18 protein-coding genes are annotated in these 22,254 nt (G+C 74.2%); 3 read left to right on the top strand and 15 right to left on the bottom strand.

Annotated elements, in window-relative coordinates:
- Nucleotides 1–122: 122 nt before the first annotated feature.
- The 3 genes from IE180_RS08560 to IE180_RS08550 all read right to left on the bottom strand — a co-directional run bounded on the left by IE180_RS08560 (nucleotide 123) and on the right by IE180_RS08550 (nucleotide 6,053).
- A complete protein-coding gene (locus tag IE180_RS08560; protein WP_190156168.1) occupies nucleotides 123–1,901 on the bottom strand; it encodes a S8 family serine peptidase in 1,779 nt (592 codons plus the stop codon).
- A gap of 214 nt (nucleotides 1,902–2,115) precedes the next feature.
- Nucleotides 2,116–2,880, bottom strand: a complete 765-nt coding sequence (locus IE180_RS08555) for an alpha/beta hydrolase (RefSeq protein WP_229860378.1) — start codon at nucleotides 2,878–2,880, stop codon at nucleotides 2,116–2,118.
- A 194-nt stretch (nucleotides 2,881–3,074) separates the two neighbouring features.
- Nucleotides 3,075–6,053 (bottom strand): carbohydrate binding domain-containing protein, encoded by a 2,979-nt coding sequence (locus IE180_RS08550; RefSeq protein ID WP_190156167.1) that lies wholly within the window; start codon nucleotides 6,051–6,053, stop codon nucleotides 3,075–3,077.
- A gap of 204 nt (nucleotides 6,054–6,257) precedes the next feature.
- Between IE180_RS08550 and IE180_RS08545 the strand changes: the two genes are divergently transcribed.
- Nucleotides 6,258–6,626 carry a YrdB family protein gene (locus IE180_RS08545; protein ID WP_190156166.1) on the top strand — a complete coding sequence of 123 codons (369 nt, stop codon included), beginning with the start codon at nucleotides 6,258–6,260 and terminating at the stop codon, nucleotides 6,624–6,626.
- 18 nt (nucleotides 6,627–6,644) lie between these two features.
- Here IE180_RS08545 and IE180_RS08540 read toward each other — a convergent pair whose 3' ends face one another.
- Nucleotides 6,645–7,100 carry a MarR family winged helix-turn-helix transcriptional regulator gene (locus IE180_RS08540; RefSeq protein ID WP_190156165.1) on the bottom strand — a complete coding sequence of 152 codons (456 nt, stop codon included), beginning with the start codon at nucleotides 7,098–7,100 and terminating at the stop codon, nucleotides 6,645–6,647.
- A gap of 119 nt (nucleotides 7,101–7,219) precedes the next feature.
- Here IE180_RS08540 and IE180_RS08535 point away from each other — a divergent pair, with 119 nt between their 5' ends.
- Nucleotides 7,220–8,689 carry an MFS transporter gene (locus IE180_RS08535; RefSeq protein WP_190156164.1) on the top strand — a complete coding sequence of 490 codons (1,470 nt, stop codon included), beginning with the start codon at nucleotides 7,220–7,222 and terminating at the stop codon, nucleotides 8,687–8,689.
- Between the two features lie 47 nt (nucleotides 8,690–8,736).
- On the opposite strand, the gene IE180_RS08530 is transcribed toward IE180_RS08535, so the two are convergent.
- The 9 genes from IE180_RS08530 to IE180_RS08490 all read right to left on the bottom strand — a co-directional run bounded on the left by IE180_RS08530 (nucleotide 8,737) and on the right by IE180_RS08490 (nucleotide 18,716).
- A complete protein-coding gene (locus IE180_RS08530; protein WP_190156163.1) occupies nucleotides 8,737–9,693 on the bottom strand; it encodes an SMP-30/gluconolactonase/LRE family protein in 957 nt (318 codons plus the stop codon).
- A 113-nt stretch (nucleotides 9,694–9,806) separates the two neighbouring features.
- Entirely contained in the window at nucleotides 9,807–10,625 is an 819-nt protein-coding gene (locus IE180_RS08525) for a VOC family protein (protein WP_190156162.1), read from the bottom strand.
- A gap of 141 nt (nucleotides 10,626–10,766) precedes the next feature.
- Complete coding sequence (locus IE180_RS08520; protein WP_190156161.1) at nucleotides 10,767–13,493, bottom strand: fumarate reductase/succinate dehydrogenase flavoprotein subunit; 2,727 nt, start codon at nucleotides 13,491–13,493, stop codon at nucleotides 10,767–10,769.
- A 24-nt stretch (nucleotides 13,494–13,517) separates the two neighbouring features.
- Nucleotides 13,518–14,276, bottom strand: a complete 759-nt coding sequence (locus IE180_RS08515) for an ABC transporter ATP-binding protein (protein WP_190156160.1) — start codon at nucleotides 14,274–14,276, stop codon at nucleotides 13,518–13,520.
- Nucleotides 14,273–15,229, bottom strand: a complete 957-nt coding sequence (locus tag IE180_RS08510) for an ABC transporter permease (protein WP_229860377.1) — start codon at nucleotides 15,227–15,229, stop codon at nucleotides 14,273–14,275. The genes IE180_RS08515 and IE180_RS08510 overlap by 4 nt, the downstream gene beginning before the upstream one ends.
- The gene (locus IE180_RS08505) at nucleotides 15,226–16,560 is read right to left on the bottom strand and encodes an ABC transporter substrate-binding protein (RefSeq protein WP_373302706.1); all 1,335 of its coding nucleotides are present in this window, start codon (nucleotides 16,558–16,560) and stop codon (nucleotides 15,226–15,228) included. Before IE180_RS08505 ends, IE180_RS08510 begins: the two co-directional genes overlap by 4 nt.
- Nucleotides 16,561–16,580: 20 nt before the next feature.
- Nucleotides 16,581–16,808 carry a 4Fe-4S dicluster domain-containing protein gene (locus IE180_RS08500; protein ID WP_190156158.1) on the bottom strand — a complete coding sequence of 76 codons (228 nt, stop codon included), beginning with the start codon at nucleotides 16,806–16,808 and terminating at the stop codon, nucleotides 16,581–16,583.
- 40 nt (nucleotides 16,809–16,848) lie between these two features.
- Nucleotides 16,849–17,616, bottom strand: a complete 768-nt coding sequence (locus tag IE180_RS08495; protein ID WP_190156157.1) for a GntR family transcriptional regulator — start codon at nucleotides 17,614–17,616, stop codon at nucleotides 16,849–16,851.
- Between the two features lie 167 nt (nucleotides 17,617–17,783).
- Nucleotides 17,784–18,716 (bottom strand): MerR family transcriptional regulator, encoded by a 933-nt coding sequence (locus IE180_RS08490; RefSeq protein ID WP_229860376.1) that lies wholly within the window; start codon nucleotides 18,714–18,716, stop codon nucleotides 17,784–17,786.
- 139 nt (nucleotides 18,717–18,855) lie between these two features.
- Between IE180_RS08490 and IE180_RS08485 the strand changes: the two genes are divergently transcribed.
- A complete protein-coding gene (locus IE180_RS08485) occupies nucleotides 18,856–20,355 on the top strand; it encodes a dienelactone hydrolase family protein (protein WP_190156155.1) in 1,500 nt (499 codons plus the stop codon).
- A 124-nt stretch (nucleotides 20,356–20,479) separates the two neighbouring features.
- Here the strand turns inward: IE180_RS08485 and IE180_RS08480 are convergent, their stop codons facing one another.
- Both IE180_RS08480 and IE180_RS08475 read right to left on the bottom strand, forming a co-directional pair.
- Complete coding sequence (locus IE180_RS08480; protein ID WP_373302705.1) at nucleotides 20,480–21,262, bottom strand: ABC transporter ATP-binding protein; 783 nt, start codon at nucleotides 21,260–21,262, stop codon at nucleotides 20,480–20,482.
- 5 nt (nucleotides 21,263–21,267) lie between these two features.
- Nucleotides 21,268–22,254 (bottom strand): ABC transporter ATP-binding protein, encoded by a 987-nt coding sequence (locus IE180_RS08475; RefSeq protein ID WP_190156154.1) that lies wholly within the window; start codon nucleotides 22,252–22,254, stop codon nucleotides 21,268–21,270.

Genomic DNA, 22,254 nt, shown 5'->3' with positions numbered 1-22,254 from the left:
TAGCAAGGGGCCGGGGGAGGCCTACCCCCCGGTGCGGACTTTCTTCCCGCGGGAGTTACCGCGGGTACGCAAAAGGGGCCGGAGCCCTCGTGGCTCCGGCCCCGTTCCCGGGTCGGCAGGGACTAGAAGGTCAGGTTCCAGGCGTCGATCCGGCCCGTGTCCGCGCTCGCGTTGTCACTGACGCGGAGCTTCCAGACGCCGTTCGCCACCTCGGAGGAGGCGTCGACGGTGTACGTCTGGGCGATGTTGTCGGTGCCGCTGCCGGTCCGGTTGTGCAGGTTGTAGACCGAGCCGTCGGGAGCGACCAGGTCGACCTTGAGGTCACCGATGTAGGTGTGCTTGATGTCCACGCCCACCTTGAGGGTCGCCGGCGCGTTGCCGGTGACGCCGCTGACCGTGAGGGGGCTCTCGACCGTGGAGTTGTCCGCGATCGCGTAGTCCGTGAGGTTCTCGAAGTACTTCCCGGCCGGCGGCGGGGTCGAGGCGCCGACGGCCTTCAGGGCGTCCACCCGGCCCTCGCCGAAGAAGCTGTTCTTCGCCGTGGTGCCGGTGCAGCGGGCGTCCGCCGGGCAGGCCAGGTCGGTGGCCTGCTCGCCGAGCTTCGCCCGGATGTCCGCCGGGGTGTACGCCGGATTGGCACTGGCCAGCAGCGCGGCCACGCCCGCCACGTGCGGGGAGGCCATCGAGGTGCCGCTCAGCGAGGCGTACTTGCCGCCGGGGACGGTGCTGTAGACGGACTCGCCGGGGGCCGAGACCTCGATGACGTCACGGCCGTAGTTGGAGAACGAGGCCTTGGAGGTGCCGCTGGTGCCGTTCGCCGCGACGGTGACCACGCCCGGCAGCTCGGCCGGGATGTCGAGGCAGTCGTTGGTGAGGGTCCGGTTCACCGGCGTCGAGTCGTTCGGGCTCGACGAGTCGGTGGTCTTGTTGGCCAGGTCGACGTTGGAGTTGCCGGCCGCCGCGACCTGGAGGGACCCCTTGCTCTCGGCGTACGCCTGGGCGCGGCCCACGCCCTCCAGGATGGCCGCCTGGTCGAGGTCGTTCGGGCAGTTGAACTGCCACGGGTCCGTGTAATAGCTGTTGTTGGTGACCTTGAAGCCGTGGTCACCGGCCCACATGAGGCCGCAGACGGTGTTCTCCGCGAAGAACAGCGTGGTGCCGGGCTCGGCGATGCGCACCGAGGAGATCTTCACGCCCGGCGCGACGCCGATGGCGCCCTTGCCGTTCTTGGCGGCCGCGACCGTGCCGGCCACGTGGGTGCCGTGCTGGTCGACGTCGCGCCAGGCGCCGACGCGGGTGTCCGGCTTGCCGTACGCGCAGGAGACCGAGTCGGCGGCGTTGAAGTTCGGCGCCAGGTCCTGGTGCTGGTCGTCCACGCCGGTGTCCAGGATGCCGACCTTGACCGTGGCGGAGCCCGGGTTGACGGCCCAGGCCTGGTCGGCCTTGATCTGGGTCATGTCCGAGCGGACCGGCTCCGTCGTGGGCGCCGCGGCCTGCGCCGGGTTGGCCGGCAGCGCCGGGTTGTAGGCGTCGGCGGGGACGTCGGAGGTACGGGTCGCGCCGACCTTCTGGACGCCGGAGACGCCGCGCATCGTGGCGGCGAAGGAGGCGGAGGCCGAGTGCGCGACGATCACGCCGATCGCGTCGTACGAGGCGAAGACCGAGCCGCCGTTGCTCGCGACGGCGGCGCGGACGGCGGTGGTGTCGCCCGGGGTCGTGATGACCAGGTAGGCGCGGGTGCCGGCGACCCAGGCGGCGGGCGCCGCGGCGATCGCGGGGGCGGCGGCGGGGCCGGCCGCACGGGCCTCGAGGGGCTCGTTGTCCAGCGGGGCGGCCTGCGCGAGGCCGGCGGTCGTGCCGAGCGCCAGGGACGTGCCGAGCACGAGGGCCGAGAGTCTCATGCGGCCGGATATGTGGGAAAACAATGCGTCCTCCGATGACCCGATGGCGCGGGTGGCACCGACCGGGCCCTGTGATGTGTGGGGTGGACGCAAGATCGCAGACGAACGGGGCGGAAGGAAGTCTTCTGTCCGACAAGCCCGTTCGCGTAACAAAATCTTGACCTGAACATGGCGGCGAGGGGCGGTTTTCCGTCGTGCCGCCCCTCACCGCGCCTTATCGCGGTCGGCGGCCGGAGTGCTGCTCGGTGATTCCGGCGGCGCGGGCCAGTGCGCGGGCGGTCCGCGACCCCGCCTCGACGGCATGGGCGGCGGTGCTGGGCAGACAGCGGCGGTGCTCGGGGACGAACTCGGTCATGATGACGCCGGCGTGATCGGTCGCGACCTCGTCGAGCGACACGGGCCACCCCCGTTCCTCGAGGGCCGTGCGCAACTCGCGCGAACGCTCCACGTCCACCACCGGATCGGCGGTGCCGTGCACCAGCCACACCGGTACGGGCGGCACCGGGCTCCCGCTCCGGCGGAGGTCGTCGATCGGGACGGTGCCGGTGGTCGGCGCGGCCGATCCGTACGCACCGGCGATCCCCACGACGGCCTGCGGCCTCCAGTCGCCGAACGCGCCGGGATTCAGGGCGACGCCCATCGCGGCCTTGCCGCCCAGCGACCAGCCGGCGAGCGCGATCCGCCGGGGGTCCCCTCCGAGGTCGGCCACCTTCCGCCGTGCGAAGTCGGCCGACTCCCTCAGGTGCGTTCGTCCTCCGTCCGGAGCGTCGGGACGCCAGTCCGGCACCAGGACGATGACGCCCAGCTCCGCCGCGGCACGGGCGACCGGCGCGAGGACGTCCCGTTCGTCGGGGCCCCGGCCGTGCCAGAGCAGCACCGCGGGCGCGGGCTCCGGCGCGCCCGCGGGCAGATGGACGTCCATGAGCCTGCCGCCGGCCCCGTACCTGAGCCCCGTCCTGACGACGACCCCTGCGGTCACCGCGCCCCCCGACCTGTCGCACCACGAACGACGTCACGCTATCAACGCGCGGAACCGCGGGCGGCGGCCCGGGCCTCGACCGCCCCCGCTCGCCGTGGCCGCCGACCGGTCCCGCCCCGCGACCGCGACGGCCGCGGGGCGGGGGAGCCGTCCGGAGCGGCGCCCGCACGGTGCGGACGCGCTTCCGCACGGGGTCACTTCAGGTACGGGCCGGCCGTGCCGATCCTGCCGGGGCCGTTCAGGACGTACACCCGGAGGTTGCCCTTGCCGGGCGCGGCGACCGAGAGGCTGCCGTTCGTGACGGTGCGGACGTCACCGGTCACGGCGTCGGTGTAGGTGCCGTTCGGGACTCCGGAGAAGGCGGCGGCGCCCGAGACCGTGACGAGCGCGAAGCTGTCCGTCGAGCCGCTCGTGTAGCGGCGCTTGAACGCCATGCCGCCCGAGACGCCCTCGGTGGAGTACTGGCCCGTCTGCAGCGCGGGGATCGCCCGCCGGATCTGGTTGAGCCGCTGCACGTGCCGGACCAGGGGCTGCTGGAGCGTGGTCGCGACGGGGCCGGAGGCCGAGGAGACCTGGGAGAAGTCGGAGGCCGTGACGGAGCCGGCGACGTGGTCGCCGTAGTAGGCGCGGCCGGTGGTCGCCAGCGGGCAGGTCGGCCCGCAGTCGATCTTCTTCCCCTTCTGGAACTCGATCTCCGAGCCGTAGTAGAGCGTGGGGATGCCGCGGAAGGTCCACATCAGGGACATGTTCTCGGCCCAGGCGTCGGTGCCGCCCGCGTACCGCTCGGAGGACTTGTTCGGCCCGTAGTCGTGGCTGTCGACGTAGACGACGTTGTAGGTGGCGTCGTTGTAGCTGTCGTCCGAGTCCTTGCCGTTGGAGAAGGCGTTCTGCGCGTCGCCGAAGTTCATGTGCATGCGCATGTCGATGACGTTCATGCCGGAGAAGCGGCTGTGGTCGGGCGTGTGGTAGCTGTTCCCGTCCAGGAAGGCGTTGGTGGAGGTGGGCTGGTTGCCGGTGCCCTGCTGCTGCTCGTAGTCGTACATCTCGAGCGCCGCCCTGGCGTCGTCCGCGTCGTACTCCTTGCGCTCCTTCCAGGTGTAGAACTGCGCGGAGTGGTTCACCGAGCCGCGGTTCCACTTGTCGTTGACGAAGGCCGCGACCTCGCCGAAGACGAAGAAGTTCTGTGCTGCCCGGGCGCCGTGCTGCTGGGCCACCCGCTCCTGGATGGCGGGGAGGAAGCGACGGTTCCAGGTCGTGCGCGGGATGTGCACGGCCGTGTCGACGCGGAAGCCGTCGACGCCCATGTCGATGTACTTGTCGTACGCGCCGATCAGGTAGTCCTGGACGGCCGGGTTCTCGGTGTTGAAGTCGGCCAGGTCCTCGTGCAGCCAGCAGGAACGCGAGTCCTCGCCCTCCCAGTTGCCGATCCAGCACTGGTGGTAGAGCTCCTTCGGGAACATGCCCGAGGTCGGGCTCGGCCACTGGCAGTTGTAGACCGTGTAGCCCTCGGCGCTCCTGCCGCCGGTCGGCCTGCCCCAGTTGACGCAGGTGTTGCCGGTGGGTTCGGCCGTCGACCACAGGTCGCCGTTGTAGTACGACTTGCCGCTCTTCGCGTCGACGGTCAGGCCGTCGTACTCGAAGCCGGGCTGCTTCTCGTCGTAGTACCAGCTCCACTGGCTGTCCCGCACGCCGTAGACGGTCGGGACGAAGAGGCCCTTGGCGCCCCAGCGGGAGGAGTGGTTGTAGACCACGTCCTGGTAGATCTTCATGCCCTTGGCGTGGGCCGCGTCGATCAGGTCCTGGTAGGAGGCGCCGGCGGACTCCAGGCGCGGGTCGACCTTGTAGAAGTCCCAGCCGTGGTAGCCGTGGTAGTCGTAGTCCGAGCGGTTGAGGACCACGGGCGTGATCCACACCGCCGAGAACCCGAGGCCCTTGACGTAGTCCAGCTTCTGGATGAGGCCCTTGAAGTCGCCGCGGAACATGGGGTCGTCGTTGGCCGCGTTGCCCGACTTGACGTGCTGGCTGCCGCCCCGGTCGTTCGACGGGTCGCCGTCGTTGAAGCGGGCGGTGAGGACGAAGTAGATCGGGTCCTTGCGCGGATCGGTGCCGAGCGGTTCGCCGGTCGCGGGCGTGGCCGGCCTGTCGCCGGTGGTGGCGGTCGCGGGGGCCGAGGCGGCGGAGACGTTCCCGGCGGCGTCCACGGCCCTCACCGTGTAGGCGTACGCGGTCCGTTCGGCGAGGCCGGTGTCGGAGTACACGGTGGAACCGACGTCGGTCACGACCGTGCCGCCGGTGCCGCCGGTGCGGGTCACCTGGTACGTGGTGACGCCCCGGTCGTCGGTGGCCGGGTCCCAGGTGAGCAGTACGGAGACGCCGTCGGCGGTGGCGGTCACCCGGGCCGGGGCCGTCGGGGCCCGGGTGTCGGGCGGGACGGCGGCACAGGGGTCGGCCGCGTTCGGCGTCACCACCCGGTTCCGCACGGTGGAGACCCCCGTGCCGAGGGCGTAGTCGGAGCCGCCGTTGTTGTCCCAGGTGCCGTTGCCGTTGTTGAAGGCGGCCTTGAAGGAGGCGGCCGTGCCGAGGTCGATCTCCCGCTTCCACCAGCCGGTGCACGCGGCCTGCATGCCGACGCCGGGGACGGCGGTCCAGGCGCCGCCCGCGGGCTGGTAGTGGATGTTGGCGGTGGACCAGCCGAGCGACTCGGTGGAGTAGTAGACCGTCGCCTTCGCGGCGGGGGCGGGAGCGGTGTCCGCGCAGGGGTCGGAGTGGGCGACGACCCCGTCCTTGACGGTGATGTTCCCCGTCCCCAGGGCGTAGTTCGCGCCGCCGTTGTTGTCCCAGGTGCCGTTGCCGTCGTTGAAGGCGGCCCTGAATCCGGAGGCGTCGCCGAGACTGACGGTCTTCTTCGCCCAGTCCGTGCAGGCGGGCTCCATGGCGACGCCGGGGACCGTGGTCCAGGAGCCGCCGTCGGGGGCGTAGTGCAGGTTGTAGGCGGCCCAGTTCTTCGTCCTGGTCCAGTAGAAGACCGTCGCGGTGTTCTCCGCGACGGCCGAGGCGGGGGCGGTGCGGGGCGAGGGGGCGTCGGGCGGGGCGGCGAGCAGGCCGAGCAGGCCGGCGGCCACGGCCAGGACGGCCACCGGGCGCGCCGGCAGCGGAAGGCGGATGCGGCTCATCGATTCTCCAGACGGAGGCGTGGTCCGTACGGGCCGGTGGGAGGAGTGGGGATCGGCACCGCTGGAAACACGGTCGGAAAGTTTCTGAAACTCCTTGCGTCGGCGGGAAGTTACCGCCGCCGGGCCCCCTGGGTAAAGACTTCTGACCGAAGCGGCGCCCACGCTCGGCGCGGTCGCCCCCGTGAACGACGTCGAAAGGCCCCGATGAAACTGCCCGCGCCCCTGCACGTGCTGAACGAAGGGCTGGCGTTCCTGCTCGAACTCGCCGCCCTGGCCGTACTGGCCCTGTGGGGATGGGAGGGTGCGGAGGGCGTGGCGCTCCGGCTGCTGCTCGCGGTCGCCGCGCCCGCCGTCGCGGCCGTGGTCTGGGGGCTGTTCGCCGCGCCCAGGGCGCGGATACCGGTGCCGCTCCCGGGCGTCCTGCTCGTGAAGGCCCTGGTGTTCGGCGCGGCGGCGGTCGCGCTCCAGGCCCTCGACCGGCCGGTGTGGGCCCTCTCCTTCGCCGCGGTGGCGCTCGTCAACACCGCCCTGGCGACGGCGGACCGGCGGGCCGCGATGCGGCGGGGCGCCTGAGGAGCCCCGGGGAGGGCGTCACGGACGCGGCCAGGGGCGTCCTTCGAGCCGCTCGATGTCCCGGTTGAAGCGTTCGAGGTAGGCGGCGAAGCGGGCCACGTCCTCGGGGGGCCACTCCTCCATCACCCGCTCCAGGCCCTCCACGTTCGAGGCCCTGTCGGCGTCCAGGCGGCGCTCGCCCTCCTCCGTGATGCGGAACTTGCGGGCGATGCCGCCCTCCGGGTCCGGGATGCGTTCCACGACCCCGGCGCGCAGCATCGCGGCGGTCTGCCGGTTGAGGGTGGAGGCGTCGAGGCCGAAGGCCTCGCTGAGCTGTCCGATGGACATCGGCCCGTGCATCCGGATGCGGGTGAGGAGGACGTACGCGCTGCGGTCGAGATGGCCGCCGGCCGCCCGTGAGCGGGGCCCGTACAGGTGGGCGTGCCGTCCCAGCAGCATGCTCTCGAACTCGACCAGGTGGGTGGGCTTGTCCATGGGGACATTCTCTCTCGTCCCGCAGGCATGTGCAGCATACATAACTTGTGTATGCAGCAATTGATGTGCATCATGCATACACCTGATCCCGAAAACCGAAGAAAGCACGAGGGAGAACCGTGGACGGCTCCAAGCCCGAGGCCCGCCCCGGCGGCGTCGTCGGCGTCCTCGCCCTGGCCGGCATCGTCGCCGCGCTCATGCAGACCCTGGTGGTGCCCCTCATCGGCGACCTCCCCGGGCTGCTCGGCACCACGGCCTCCGACGCCTCCTGGGTGATCACCGCCACCCTCCTCGCCGGAGCCGTCGCCACCCCCGTGGCCGGCCGGCTCGGCGACACCCTCGGCAAGCGGCGCGTCCTGCTCGCCTCCGTGGTCCCGCTCGTCGCCGGCTCGGTCGTCTGCGCGCTCGCCTCCTCCGTCGTCCCGATGATCGTCGGACGCGGACTCCAGGGCCTCGGCATGGGCGTCGTCCCCCTCGGCATCAGCCTGCTCCGCGACATCCTGCCGCCCGAGAGGCTCGGCGGCTCCATCGCCCTGATGAGCGCCTCCATGGGCGTCGGCGGCGCCCTCGGCCTGCCCTTCTCCGCCGCCGTCGCCGAGAACGCCAGCTGGCGCGTGCTCTTCTGGGTCGCCGCCGGACTGAGCGTCCTGGTCGGCGCCCTGATCTGGCGCGTCGCCCCCGCCGGACGGCGCGCCGCGGCCCCCGGTCGCTTCGACCTCCCGGGCGCCCTCGGCCTCGGCGTCGGCCTCGTCGCCCTGCTGCTCGCCGTCTCCAAGGGCGCGACCTGGGGCTGGGGCAGCGGCACCACCCTCGGCCTGTTCGCCGTCGCGGCCGTCGTCCTGCTCGCCTGGGGCGCCTGGGAGCTGCGCACCTCCGACCCGCTCGTCGACCTGCGCGTCACCGCCCGCCCGGTCGTCCTGATGACCAACGCCGCGTCGGTCCTGGTCGGCTTCGCCATGTACGCGCAGTCGCTGGTCGTCCCCCAGCTGTTCCAACTGCCGGAGGCGACCGGGTACGGCCTCGGGCAGTCGATGATGGCCATGGGGCTCTGGATGGCCCCGGCGGGCCTCATGATGATGATCCTGGCACCCCTCGGCGCCAAGCTCTCCGCCGCCCGCGGCCCCAAGGTCACGCTCTCGGCCGGCGCGCTCGTCATCTCCGCCGGATACGGCTCCTCCCTCGCCCTGATGGGCTCCACCTGGGGCCTGCTCGCCGTGACCCTCATCTGCAACACCGGCGTCGGACTCGCCTACGGGGCCATGCCGGCGCTCATCATGGGCGCGGTGCCGCAGGAGGAGACCGCCTCGGCCAACAGCTTCAACACGCTGATGCGTTCCCTCGGCACCTCCGCCTCGGCCGCCGTCATCGGCGTCGTCCTCGCCCAGCTGACCACCACCCTCGGCGGCCGCGTGCTGCCCTCCGAGGACGGCTTCCGGGTCGCGATGCTGATCGGCTGCGGCGTCGGCCTCGCGGCGGCGGTCGTCGCCGCGCTGATCCCCGCCGGGCTCGCCGCGCCGGCCGCCGAAGACGCCCCCGGCGCCGGGTCGGGCGCCGGCCCGCGCGCGGCCTCACGTGCCGGCACCGCCTGAGGCCCTGTCGCCCGCACGGGGCGAACCGGCGTTCGACAGGCCGTGCGTCAGGCCGCCGGCCCCGCCCAGGGCCGGTGGCCGGGGCCGGTCGGGTGGGTGCCGGTGTTGCTCATGACGACCGAGTACAGGCTGGTCTGGGCGGCGATGAAGAGGCGGTTGCGCTTGGCGCCGCCCCAGGAGATGTTGGCGACGGGCTCCGGGACGTTCAGCCGTCCGATCAGGGTGCCGTCCGGGTCGTAGCAGTGCACGCCGTCGCTCATCGCGGCGGCCCAGAGGCGGCCGTCCGCGTCGAAGCGGAGGTTGTCGAAGCGGGCCTTCCCGCGGGCCGAGGCGTCGGCGAAGACCTTGCCGTCGGAGAGCGTGCCGTCCTCGCGCACGTCGAAGACCCGGATGAGGCCCGCCCGTGTGTCGGAGACGAACAGCCGCTTCTCGTCGTGGGAGAAGACCAGCCCGTTGGGCGCGGCGAACTCGTCGGAGACGAGCCGGACTTCGCCGCTGTCCGGATCGATGCGGTAGACGTTGTTGGAGCCGATCTCGCTCTCCGCGCGGTGGCCCTCGTAGTCACTGGTGATGCCGAAGTCCGGGTCGGAGAACCAGATCGAGCCGTCGGACCTCACCGCCGCGTCGTTCGGACTGTTCAGACGCCTGCCCTGCCACCGGTCCGCGAGCACGGTGACCGTGCCGTCGTGCTCGGTGCGCGTCACGCGGCGGTTGCCCTGCTCGCAGGAGATCAGCCGGCCCTGACGGTCCAGGGTGTTGCCGTTGGTGTGCCCGGCCGCGCGGCGGAAGACGGCGACGGCGCCCGTCTCCTCGTCCCAGCGCAGCATCCGGTCGTTCGGGATGTCGCTCCAGACCAGCTGCCGCCAGGCGGGCAGGTAGATCGGCCCCTCGGCCCAGCGGCAGCCCGTGTGGAGGACCTCCAGCGCGTCGTCCCCGTACATGCACCGTCCCGTGAGGAACCGCTCGTCGAACATCTCGTACAACTCGGGGCGCTCGCCGCTCATGGGCCCTTCCCTTCCTGCATCCCTCGTGCATGCCGAATCTGATCCTGCGTGAAACGAAGACTGCAGGATCATCTACGGTGTTCACAAGGAACTTTCGAACGGAGAGCTGTGGATCACACGGCTCCGACTTCTGCCTCCTCCTCTTCGTCCGTCTCCTCCGCCTCCAGCGTGAACAAGGCCCCGTCCGGGTCCCGGACCGTCACCCGACGCTCCTCGTCGCCGTCCGACGACCGCGCGTCGGCCCACTCGCTCCCCGGCACCAGCTCCCCGCCGTGCGCCACGACCGCCTCGCGGGCCGCCGCCAGATCGCGCACCCGGAACCGGACCAGCCAGCGAGGCCTCGACTGCGGCCGGGGCGAGGCGGATTCGACCGGGCCGCTGTCGAGCCGGGCGACGGCCTCGCCGTCCCGACGCAGCACCACCCGGTCGTGCTCGTACGACACCTCGCAGCAACCGGGGCTTCCGTCCGCCCAGCGGAGCACCCCGCCGTAGAACACGGCGGCGTCGAACGCGTCACGGGTGTGCAGCTCCACCCAGGCCGGGGCCCGCCGCTCGCCGATGTGCCAGCGCGAGACCAGCCGCCCCTCCCAGACGCCGAACACGGCGCCCTCCAGGTCCGACGCGATCGCCGCGCGGCCCCGCGGCGGATACGCCATCGGCCCCACGCCGACCGTGCCGCCGCGCTCCCGGATCCGAGCCACCGCCGCGTCGGCGTCGTCGACGGAGAAGAACACCGTCCAGGCCACCGGCACCCCCGGCTCCGCGGCCACCGCCGCGATCCCGGCCACCGGCACCCCGTCCCGCTCGCCCACCACGTGCACGTCGTCGCCGAGCGCGCCCCGACGGAACGTCCACCCGAGCACCGCCCCGTAGAAGCGCTTCGACGCCTCCAGATCGCGTGCGGACAGATGCAGCCAGCACGGTGCTCCCATCCCCACCCCGGTCGTCGGCCCCGACACCGGCACCACCTCCTCGTCGTCCTGAGTCCGTGCGCCCCTTCCCCGCCCGACTGCCCCGCAAGCGCGCACTCACCCGCGTGCCGCCGATGACCGCGCCCGGGTACCCCGAACGGGTCAGCGGGCCGCGCGGGAGGCGTACGCGCGGACGTCGGCGTCCGCGTCGTCGGCCGCCCCGGCGAGCGCGGCACGCGCCGCCGGTTCGGCCCGGTGGGCGAGGAGCGACAGGACGGCGGCCTTGCGCACGTCCGCGTTCGGATCGGCGAGCGCCCCCGCGAGCGCCGGGACGGCGAGACCGGGCGCCGCCGCCCGGAGCGCGGTCGCCGCCCCGGACCGCACCTGCCAGGCCCGGTCGCCGAGCGCCGCCCCCGCCCCCGCCGCGTACGCCGACGGGCAGCCGGTGCCCGCCAGGGCGGCCAGGGCGGCGCCCCTGACCAGCGGATCGGAGTCGTCGAGCAGCGGCGCCAGCGGCTCCGGCGCCGGGTTCCGCACGGCCGCGAGCCCACGGGCCACCGCGACCCGGACCTCGCGCGCCGGGTCGCCCGCCGCCCGCGCGAGCTCCCCGGCCGCGTCCACCGACACCAGCGCCCGCACGGCCTGGACGCGCACCTCCACGGAGGAGTCGGCGAGCGCGCCCGCGTACAGCCCGGCGTCCCCGAGCCGCAGCGCCCGCAGGACATCGAGCGCGGCGGCCCGCACCGCCGGATCGGGCACGCCCAGGGCCTCCCGGAGGCCCGCCGCGAGGGCCGGCCCGGCGGGCAGCACCTCGACCAGCTCCCGCAGCGCCGCCGCGGCCGCGGCCCGGACCGGTGCCGCCCCGTCCCGGAGCCGGGCGGCGAGCACCGGACCGGCCCCGGCCGGCGCGGTCTCCCCGAGCGCGGTGACCGCGGCGGCCCGCACCGCCGGATCGGCGTCGGCCAGGTAGGGCCCGAGCGCGTCCAGGTCGGGGGAGTCCTCGACGAGCGAGAGCAGCGCCAGCAGCCGGGGGTGGGGCGGCGCGGGCGCGGGAACCCCGGCCGGCGGCGCGTCGACAGCGGCCGGACGGGCAGCCGGGGCCGCGTCCCGCGCCCCGGCCGTGGCCACCGGCACGAGCGCCACCTCGCCGAGGAGCCGCTCGGGACCACCGGGCGGCGAGAACTCCGGCACCGGCACGACGTACGGCTCGACCGGCCGTGCCGTGAACTCCATCGCCCCGGAAGGCGACCTGCGCAGGTCCAGGTGGTGCAGCCAGCCCGTGTCGTCGCGCTCGGGATGGTCGAGCCGCTCGTGGTAGAGGCCCCACCGCGACTCCGTCCGGGCGAGCGAGGCCCGCGCCGCCATCTCGGCGCAGTCCCGGATGAACGACACCTCCGCGCAGCGCATGAGCTCGTGCGCCGTGCGCGCGCCCATCCCGGCGATCTCCGTCGCCATCCGGTCGAAGGCCTCCACGGCCAGGGAGAGCTTCGCCCCCGTCTTCGGCGGCGCCACGTAGTCGTTGACGAGCCGGCGCAGCTTGTACTCGACCTGGGGCTGCGGCGGACCGTCCGGGTTCCGCAGCGGCCGGTAGACGAGCTCATGGGCGGCCGCGAGCTGCTCCCGGTCCAGCTCGCCCTCGTACGCCCGGTACCGGGAGGCGTCCTCGCCCGCCAGGTCGCCGAAGACGAACGCGCCGATCATGTAGTTGTGCGGTACGGAGGCCAGGTCCCCGGCGGCGTACAGCCGGGGCACGGTCGTGCGGGCGTGAGCGTCCACCCGCACCCCGGAGGCCGAGTGCCCGCCGCACAGACCGATCTCCGAGATGTGCATCTCGATGTCGTGGGTCCGGTAGTCGTGCCCCCGGTTCTCGTGGAAGGTGCCCCGGGTGGGCCGCTCCGTGGTGTGCAGGATCGACTCCACGGCGCCGATGGTCTCCTCGGGGAGATGGCTCAGCTTCAGGTACACCGGCCCCCGGTCCGAGGCCAGTTCGGCCGCGAACTCGGCCATCATCTGCCCCGACCAGTAGTCCGACTCGACGAACCGCTCGCCGTGCCGGTTCACCTGGTACCCGCCGAAGGGGTTGGCGACGTAGGCGCAGGCCGGCCCGTTGTAGTCCTTGATCAACGGGTTGATCTGGAAGCACTCGATCCCGGTGAGCGCCGCGCCCGCGTGGTACGCCATGGCGTAGCCGTCACCGGCGTTCGTCGGGTTCTCGTACGTCCCGTACAGATACCCCGAGGCGGGCAGGCCGAGCCGCCCGCAGGGGCCGGTGGCCAGGATCACCGCCCCCGCGCGGACGATCACGAACTCCCCGGTGCGGGTGTGGAACCCGGCCGCGCCGACGGCCCGGCCGTCGTCCGGGTGGGTGAGCACCCGGACCGGCATGACCCGGTTCTCGATCCGGATCCGCTCCCGCATCTCGCGCCGCCGCAGCTGCCGGTAGAGGACCTTCTTCACGTCCTTGCCCTCGGGCATCGGCAGCACGTACGAGCCGGACCGGTGCACCTGGCGGACCGCGTACTCCCCGTGCTCGTCCTTCTCGAACTTCACCCCGTACGACTCCAGGCGCCGGACCATCGCGAAGCCGCGGGTCGCCGTCTGGCGGACGGTGGACTGGTCGACGAGGCCGTCGTTCGCCCGGGTGATCTCGGCGACGTAGTCGTCGGGCTCGGCCCGGCCGGGCACGACGGCGTTGTTGACGCCGTCCATGCCCATGGCCAGGGCACCGGAGTGACGGACGTGCGCCTTCTCCAGGAGCAGGACGTCCGCCCCGCGCTCGGCGGCGGTCAGCGCCGCCATCGTGCCGGCGGTGCCGCCGCCGATCACGAGGACGTCGCAGGAGAGTTCGGTCGCGTCGGCGAGATCGGGGACGGTCAGGGGGGTGTCCATGGGAGTGGCCTTTCGGAGGGGCTTTCAGAGCGAGTCGAGGACGCGGCGGCGCAGCGCCGCCGTGGCGGGCGCCTCCCGGGCGTCCCGGGCGCGCGGATGCGGCACGTCCAGGACCTCGCCGGACCCGAACAGGAGGACCCGGTCGCCGAGATGGAGCGCCTCGTCCACGTCATGGGTGACGAAGACGACGGTCGCGCCGGTGCCGCGCAGGATCTCCACGAGCAGGTCCTGCATCCCGGCACGGGTCGTCGCGTCGAGCGCGCCGAACGGCTCGTCCATCAGGACGGCGCGGGGCCGCCCGGCGAGCGCCCGGGCCAGCTGGACGCGCTGCCGCTGCCCGCCGGACAGCCGGCCCGGCAGCCCGTGCGCGTGCCCGGCGAGCCCGACCCGCTCCAGCCACTCCTCCGCCGACCGGCGACGCTCGGCGCGCGGGACGCGGCGGATCGCGAGCGGCAGCTCCACGTTGGCCCGGACCGACCGCCAGGGCAGCAGGGCGTCGTGCTGGAAGACGAAGGCCCGGTCGACGCCGGGCCGCCGGACCGGTTCCCCGTCCTGGGTGACCCGCCCCTCCAGCGGGGGCAGCAGCCCGGCGAGCGTCCGCAGCAGGGTCGTCTTCCCGCAGCCGGAGGGGCCGACCACGGTGAGGAGCTCACCGGGCGCGATCCGCACCCCGACGGGACCGGACACGGCGGCACCGCCCGGGTGGCCGAGCCGGACGCCGTGCAGGGCGAGTTCCGCACCGGTCGGCACGGCGGTGAGGGCGTGCGTGCTCGGGGTGGTCATGTGACCGGCTCCTTGTCGGGTACGGGCGGGGCGACGGAGGAACGGGCGGCGGAGGCCGCCGGGGCGTCCGGGACGGGGCCCGTGAGGGGCCCGGGACCCGTGGGGCCCTCCGGGGCCGCCGTGTCCGTGCGGGGCGCGGGCGCCGGCGCGGAGCCCGACGGACGGGCCGGACCGGCCGCGCCGCCCTCCCCGGCACCCGGCAGCCAGGCGGTGACCCGGCGGCCGAGCGCCTCGACCGCCGTGGAGGTGAGCCGGCCCAGGACGCCGATGGTGGCCATGCCGACGAAGACCCCCGGATAGTCGACGACCGTGTAGTCCTGCCAGGTGCGGTAGCCCACCCCGTACTCGCCGGAGATCATCTCCGCCGAGATCACACAGATCCACGCGACGCCGATGCCCACCGAGAGACCGCCGAAGACGCCCGGCAGGGCACCCGGCAGCACCACCGAGAACAACACCCGGAACCTGCCCCCGCCCAGGGTGAGCACGGCCTCCTCCCATGCCGGGTCCAGGGCCCGCACCGCGTGCCGCGTCGACACCAGGACGGGGAAGAACGCGGCGGCGCAGGTGATGAACACGATGCCCTGCTCGTTGGTGGGCAGCAGCAGGATCGCGACCGGCACCAGGGCGATGGCCGGCACCGGCCGCACCACCTCCACCAGCGGACCCAGGACGTCCGCGGCCCACCGCGACCGGGCGACGGCCGTCCCGGCGGCCACCCCGAGGACGGCCGCGAGCAGGAAGCCCAGCGCGATCCGGCGCAGGCTGTGGCCGAGGTCCTGCCAGTACGTCTCCGTCCCGATCCGGTCGGCGAGCGCGGAGGCCACCTCGACGACCGTGGGGAACTGCTCGAACCGCAGCCACAGGTCGACGTCCAGGGAGGTCAGCAGCTGCCAGACGCCGAGCGCCACGAGCGGCGAGGCCACCCGGACCAGACGGCGGCCCCAGCTCATGACGCGAGCCTCACGGCGTCCGCGTACCCGACGGCCCGGGAGCCGGCGTGCCCCGTGACGTACCGCTCCGCGCCCTCCCGGGTCACGAAGGCGCGCCACTGCCCGCCGTCCCGGACCCACACCGCGCGGTCCGCGAACCAGAGCGTCCCGGTCACCGCGTCCGGCACGTACGCGGCCCGGACCGCCGCGCCCTTGACGGCCTTGAGGAGCGCCCCCGGACTGTCGAAGGTACGGGTCGACCCCTGCCCCTTCAGCCAGAGTTCGGACCGGGCGGCGCCCGCCTTCGGGTACGGGGCGCCCGGCACCGCCCGCCGCAGCGGGGCCGCGTCGACGAAGGCGTCCACGTCGACGTCCTTCACCAGGCCGGCCTCCGCCAGGACCGGCACGTCCTCCTTGAGCGCGGCGACCAGCTCCGGGCGGAGCGCCGGGTCGAAGGTGGCGATGCCCTGGGCGCCGTTGTAGAGGTAGACCACCTCGGCGGGCAGCCCGGTCTCCTTCGCGACCGACTCGGCGGACGCCACCGGACGGCGGCGCAACTCGTCCGTGGCCCGCCGCTGCGCGCGCAGGAACGCGTCGAGGACCCCCGGCCGCTCCTTGGCGAACCGCTCGCGGACGGTGACCCCGTGGAAGGTCGGCAGGTTCAGCTCGGCCCCGTCGTACAGCGCCGTCGCCCGCCCCTGGAAGGCGAGCAGACCGGGCCAGGCGACGAACTGGGAGAGCGCGTCGGCGGTGCCCGCCGCCAGGGCCGAAGCACCCACGCTCGGCTGCTGGTTGACCTTGTCGACGTCCTTCGCCGGGTCGAGCCCGGCCCGCCGCAGGGCCCGGACGAGCGTGCCGTCGGCAGCCGAACCGACGCTCGTGGACACCTTGCGGCCCTTGAGGTCCTTCAACGTCCGCAACGGCGAACCGGGGGCCGTGACCACGGTGTTGAGTCCGCCGCGCAGGTTGTACCCGGTCACCGCGACGAGCCGCGTCGGCTCCTTGAGCTGCTTGCCGCGCGCCGCGTTGATCAGCAGCGGGAAGTCGCCCATCGAACCGATGTCGATCTTCCCCGCCGTCATCTGGGCGGTGATCGGGGCACCGGTCGCGTAGTCCTGCCAGACGACCCGGTAGGTGACGCCGTCCTTCCCGCCGCGCGCCGCGAGCTCCTCCTCGAAGTAGCCCAGGGAGCGCAGCAGCGTGCCGGCGGTGACGGTGTTGATGGTCTTCGACTGGTAGCCGACGGTCACCGTGACCGTCTTCCCGTCCGCCGCGGCGCCGGCCCCGCCGCCGCAGGCGGTGGCGAGCGGAAGGAGCAGGGCGAGCGGGAGGGCCGGGGCGAGTCTTCTCACGGGCATGGGAGTTCGGCCTTTCACCGGAGCAGGTAGGGCATGTCGACGGTCACCGCGCCGGTGGGACAGCGGGCCGCGCACGGGCCGCAGTACCAGCACTCGTCCACGTGCATGTAGGCCTTGCCGTCCTCCTCGCGGATCGCGAGCGAGTCGAGCGGACACATGTCGACGCACAGCGTGCAGCCGTCGATGCACTTCGACTCGTCGATGGTGACGGGCACGTCACCGCGCTGGGGGACCACAGGCATGGCTGTCTCCGGGAAAGGGGCGTACGGGGAAGCGGGGAGGTCAGAGGGAGCGGCGGAGCACGCCGCTCATGGTGATGCGGTCGCCGCGGAACCGGATGAACTCCAGGTCCACCGGCCGCCCGTCGGGCAGACGGGTCAGCCGCTCCAGCATCAGGACGGCGGCGCCGCGCGGCGCCTGGAGGACGGCGGCGGAGTGCGCGTCGGCGTTGACGGCCTCCAGGGTGATCTCGGCGTGCCCGAGCGGCCCGCCGGTCGACTGCTCCAGGAGCCGGAACACGTCCGTGTTCTCCAGGTCGCAGCCGAGGAGCTCGCCCCCGATGTCCATCGGGAGGTACGACAGGTCGAGCGAGAGCGGCAGTCCGTTCAGACGGCGCAGCCGCTCGACGCAGAGCACGTCCGCGTGCTCGGGCAGGCCCAGCCGGTGCGCCACCGGCCCCGGGGCCCCGACCGGGCCCACGGTCCGGACCTCGTTGGTGACCGTGCCGTGCTCGTGCAGGGTCTCGGCGAGGCCCTGGAGCCGGTCGAGGCCGTGCGGGTACTTCTCGCAGACCACCACCGTCCCGACCCCCGGCTGCCGGTCGACCAACTGCTCGCCGCGTAGCAGGTCGAGCGCCTGCCGGACGGTGTTGCGGCTGGCCCGGTAGTCGGCCGCGAGGGCGTCCTCCAGGGGGAGGACGCCGCCGGGGAAGCCGCCCGCCAGGATCTGGTGGCGCAGCAGGTCGGCGAGCTGCCGTGCCCGGTCCGCGCGCAGTCGCCGACGGCGGGCGGCTGCGACGGGGCGGGCGGCGGGAGCGGGTTCGGCGGGCATGGCACGGAACGTAGCGGCGGATCGGCCCCGATGGTGTTGCCGCAGTATTGCGCCACCTGACAGCCCCTCCGCACCTCTCTGACCTGCGGCGAAGCAGGGGAGTCGGCGAGATCCGCCACCCCGGTGCCCAGCCCGTGGACAGCGGACCGCCCACCATGTGGGAGGGGTCAGGCGGCCGGCCCGTGGACCTCGCCGCGCAGGGCCGTCGAGAGGTGGTGGTGCAGCATGCCGAGGACCGGCTCGTCCGGGGCGAACAGACCGGCGGCCAGCTTCCAGTACCGGGGGAGCACGGGGCCGTCGTCCAGGGCGAGCAGCCCGACGAGCCGGCGCCGGAAGTCCGGCGTGTCCCGCTCCCCGCGCGCCCGGGCGTAGGCGGAGACGAAACAGTCCAGGGCCCCGCCGTCCTGCGGCGCCCGCCCGGCCCGCACCTCGGCCGCGGCGAGCCCGTACGCCTCGGCGAGGCCCTCGTAGAGCACCACCGGACGGTACTCGCCGTCCGGGAGCGGCGGCGCGGGCCGGAACTCCGGCCGTTCGAGGCGCGGGTCGGTGACGAGCGCGTGCAGCCGCGCGAACGCCCACACCTGATCGGGACCCGGATCCTCCGGCGGCCGCGGCACCACCGCGTCGAGGACCGTGGCCACCAGCCGCCCCGGCAGCCGCACCGGCAGGGCCCGCCGCCAGAACCGGACCAGGGCGTCCGTGTCAGGTGGGGCGGGCAGCGCGCCGAGCAGCCGCAGCCGCTCCGCGCGCTCCCCGGCGGCGCACTCCTGGAGCAGCCGCAGCGACGCCTCCTTCCACCGCAGCGCCACCAGTTGGGAGCCCACGTCCCGCAACCGCCCCGCGACGGCCTCCTCGAGGGCCGCGTCGGCTCCGTCCCCGTCGAGCACCCGTTCCACCTCGGGCACCGGCAGGTCGAGGGCGCGCAGCGACCGGATGAACCGCAGCCGGTCGAGCGCCTCGGCCCCGTACCTGCGATGACCCCCGGAGCTGCGGCCCGCCTCGGGCAGCAGACCGCGATCGGAGTAGAACCGCACGGTCTTGACGGTGACGTCCGCCCGCGCGGCCAGCTCACCGATGCTCCACAGGCCGTCGGACGACACGGGGCGAACCTCCTCCAGCGGGATCCGGTGATCTCCGGGCCCGTCCATTCTGCCGCGCGACCGGCGGACTTGAATCTCCCGCAGGGGGAGTTCCTAGCGTGACCGCGAGACACCCCCGAGAAACGACGAGGAGACGGTCATGACGGCGTTCGTGCTGGTGTCGGACACCTTCACCGGCGGCTGGGTGTGGGAGGAGACCGCCGCCCGGCTGCGGGAGGCGGGAGCGGAGGCGTACCCGGTGACCCTGACCGGGACGGGGGACCGGCGCGCCGAGGCCGGCCCCGGGACCGGCCTGGAGACGCACGTCGAGGAGCTCGTCCAACTGCTCGACGGGATCACGGCGCCCGAGGTGGTCCTCGTCGGACACGGCTACGGCCTGCGTCCGGTGTTCGGCGCCGCCGACCGGCGGGCCGGGCGGGTCGCCCGGATCGTCTCCGTGGACACGGAACCCCCGCGTGCCGGCGAGCCCGCCGTGCGTTCCGTACCCGACCCCGGGGTCCGGGAACTGCTCGCCGGGCACCCCGAAGCGGCGGTCCCGCCGCCCGCCCCGGGCACCTGGTCGCGGTGGGGCAGCGTCGAGGGGATCCCCGCCGACGCCCTCGCCCGGCTGGAGCGCGAGGCCGCGCCCCAGCCGGGCCGCACGCTCACCGAGCCGCTCCGCCTGACCGGCGCCACGGACACCCTGCCGTCCACCGGCGTCCTGTGCACCGCGAACGGGCAGAGCATCGCCCTGGTCGAGATGGCGGTGGCCTCAGGGCCGCCCCAGTTCCGGGTGCTGACCGAGGACCGGTTCCGCTTCCTCGAACTCGCCACCGGCCACTGGCCGATGCTCTCCGCGCCCGGGGAACTGGCCGGGGCGCTGCTCCGCGCGGCCGCCGGCGAGGGCCACCGGGTGACGGCGCCCGAGAACGGCCACGAACAGCCGTCCCACCTCCGGCCCTTCCTCGTCGACGTGCCCGAGCGGCCGCGCGAGCGACTGGGACGGGCCGACCTCCACCTCCCGGACGCCGAAGGACCCCGCCCGGCGGTCGTCTTCGTCCACGGCGGCCCCATCGAGCCCGACCGGCGGCCCACCCCGCGGGACACGCCGTTCTTCCTGGGGTACGGCCGCTACGCGGCGGGCGCGGGCGTCGTCGGCGTCACCGTGGACCTCCGGCTCCACGGCCTCGTCGACTACCCGCGGGCCGCCCGGGACCTCGCCGACGCCGTCGAGGGGGTCCGTGCCGATCCGCGCGTCGACGCGGACCGGATCGCGCTCTGGTTCTTCTCCACCGGCGGCCTTCTCGCGGCGGACTGGCTGGCCGCGCCCCCGCCGTGGCTGCGGTGCGTGGCGGCGAACTACCCCGCCCTGGCGCCGCTGCCCGGCTGGGAGGCGGTGGAGTCCCGCTTCCGTCCCGTGGACACCGTGGGCACGGCGGACGGGCCGCCGGTCGTCCTGGCCCGCGCCGGCCTGGAGCACGAGGTCTTCGCGGCGACCGTCGAGGAGTTCCTCGCCGCCGCCGGGAAGCGCGGGGCCGACGTCGAGGTCATCGACGCGCCGCACGCGCACCACGGCTTCGAGATCGTCGATCCCACCGACGAGTCCCGGGCGGTCCTGGAGCGCTCGATGCGCGCCGTCCTCGCCCGGCTGGAGGCCTGACCGGCGCGCGCCCGGCCGGCGGCTCGGCCGCGACCGGCCCCGGGGTGCCCGATGTCGGTCCGGGGGAGGGGACGGTCGTGCCGGCGGGCCCGCACGGGGGACGGTCCCGCCGGCACGCCCCCCGTCACCGCCCCGCCGCCCGCCACCCGCGCCGGGGGACGGAGTCCAGCAGGAGCCGGGTGTACGGGTCTTCCGGTGCGTCGAGGACGCGCGCCGTCGGGCCCGTCTCCACGACCCGCCCGGACCTCAGCACCAGGACCTCGTCCGCGACGTGCCGGACCACGGCCAGGTCGTGGGTGACGAACAGATAGCCGATGCCCGACTCGCGGCGGATCGCGCCGAGGAGTTCGAGGATCTGCGCCTGGATCGACACGTCGAGCGCGGCGACCGCCTCGTCGAGGACGAGGACCCCGGGCTCCACGGCGAGGGCGCGCGCGATCGCCACGCGCTGGCGCTGGCCGCCGGAGAGGCCCCGGGGGAGGGCCGCGGCCTCGCGCGCGCCGAGGCCCACCTGGTCGAGGAGCTCGGCGACCCGGGCCCGGCGCCCGTCCCGGTCGAGGCCCGTGTGGAGGCGCAGGACCTCGTCCAGGCAGTCCGAGACGGTCACCCGGGGATCGAGCGAGAGGTACGGGTCCTGGAAGACCATCTGGATCTCCCGGGCCCTGGCGAGCCGCTCCGCCCTGCCCCGGGGCAGGGCGGAGCGGTCCCGGCCGCCGAGGCGGACCGTGCCGCCGTCCGGGCGTTCCAGACCCACGAGCATCCGGACCGTGGTCGTCTTGCCGCTGCCGGACTCCCCGACGAGGGCGAGGCAGGACCCGGGTGCGAGCGCGAAGGACACGCCGTCGACGGCCGTGTGGTCCCCGTACCGCTTGCGCAGTCCGTCGACGACCAGGCCCTCCTGGGGCAGGACGGTCACAGCGTGATCCCTTCTTCGGCACGGTGGCAGGCGGCGAGCCCGTCCCCGTGGCGTACGAGCGCGGGCGTCTCCCCGGCGCAGCGCGCCAGCGCGTGGGCGCAGCGCGCGGCGAAGGAGCAGCCGGGCGGCGCCTCCGCGAGGGAGACGGGCCGCCCCGGGACGGGCCGGGGAGCCGGCGCGCCCGGTTCGATGCGCGGGGTGCAGGCGAGCAGGCCCGCCGTGTACGGGTGGCGCGGCGCGTCGAACAGCTCGTCCGTCGACCGGGTCTCCACGATCCGGCCCGCGTACATGACGTACACCCGGTCGCAGACGGCGGCGGCCAGTTCGAGGTCGTGCGTGACGAACAGCATGCCCGTGCCCCGCTCGGCCCGCAGCCGGGCCAGGATCGAGATGACCTCGGCCTGGGTGGTGACGTCGAGCGCGGTCGTCGGCTCGTCGGCGACGAGGAGGGCCGGCTCGCTCGCCAGGGCCGCCGCGATGACGACCCGCTGGAGCATGCCGCCGGAGAACTGGTGCGGGCGGCGGCGCAGGGCGCCGCGCGGGTCGCGGATGCCGACCGCGTCGAGGAGTTCCTCGGCGCGGGCGGTCGCCTCGGCGGCCGGCGTCCCGGCCGCGCGCAGTCCCTCGGTGAGGAAGTCGCCCACCCGCCGCAGCGGGTTGACGGAGGCGCGCGGGTCCTGGAAGACCATGGAGACCCGCCGGGCGCGCAGCGCGGTCAGTTCCGCGCGGTTCATCGCGAGGACGTTCCGCCCGGCGACCCGGACCTCCCCGTCGGTGCGGGCGCCCGCGGGCAGCAGCCCCAGGACGCTGCGGCAGGCCACGGACTTGCCGGAGCCGGACTCGCCGACCAGTCCGACCGTCTCCCCGGGCCGCACCGTCAGGCTCACCCCGTCCAGGATGGGCCGGGCGGCCCGGTCGCCGGCCAGGCGGACGCCGAGGCCCTCGATCTCCAGGACCGGCGCGGTCCCGCCGTGTTCGCGCAT

Source organism: Streptomyces litmocidini (genome assembly GCF_014649755.1).
GTDB lineage: Bacteria > Actinomycetota > Actinomycetes > Streptomycetales > Streptomycetaceae > Streptomyces > Streptomyces litmocidini.
This window is presented reverse-complemented; position numbering and strand designations above follow the sequence as displayed.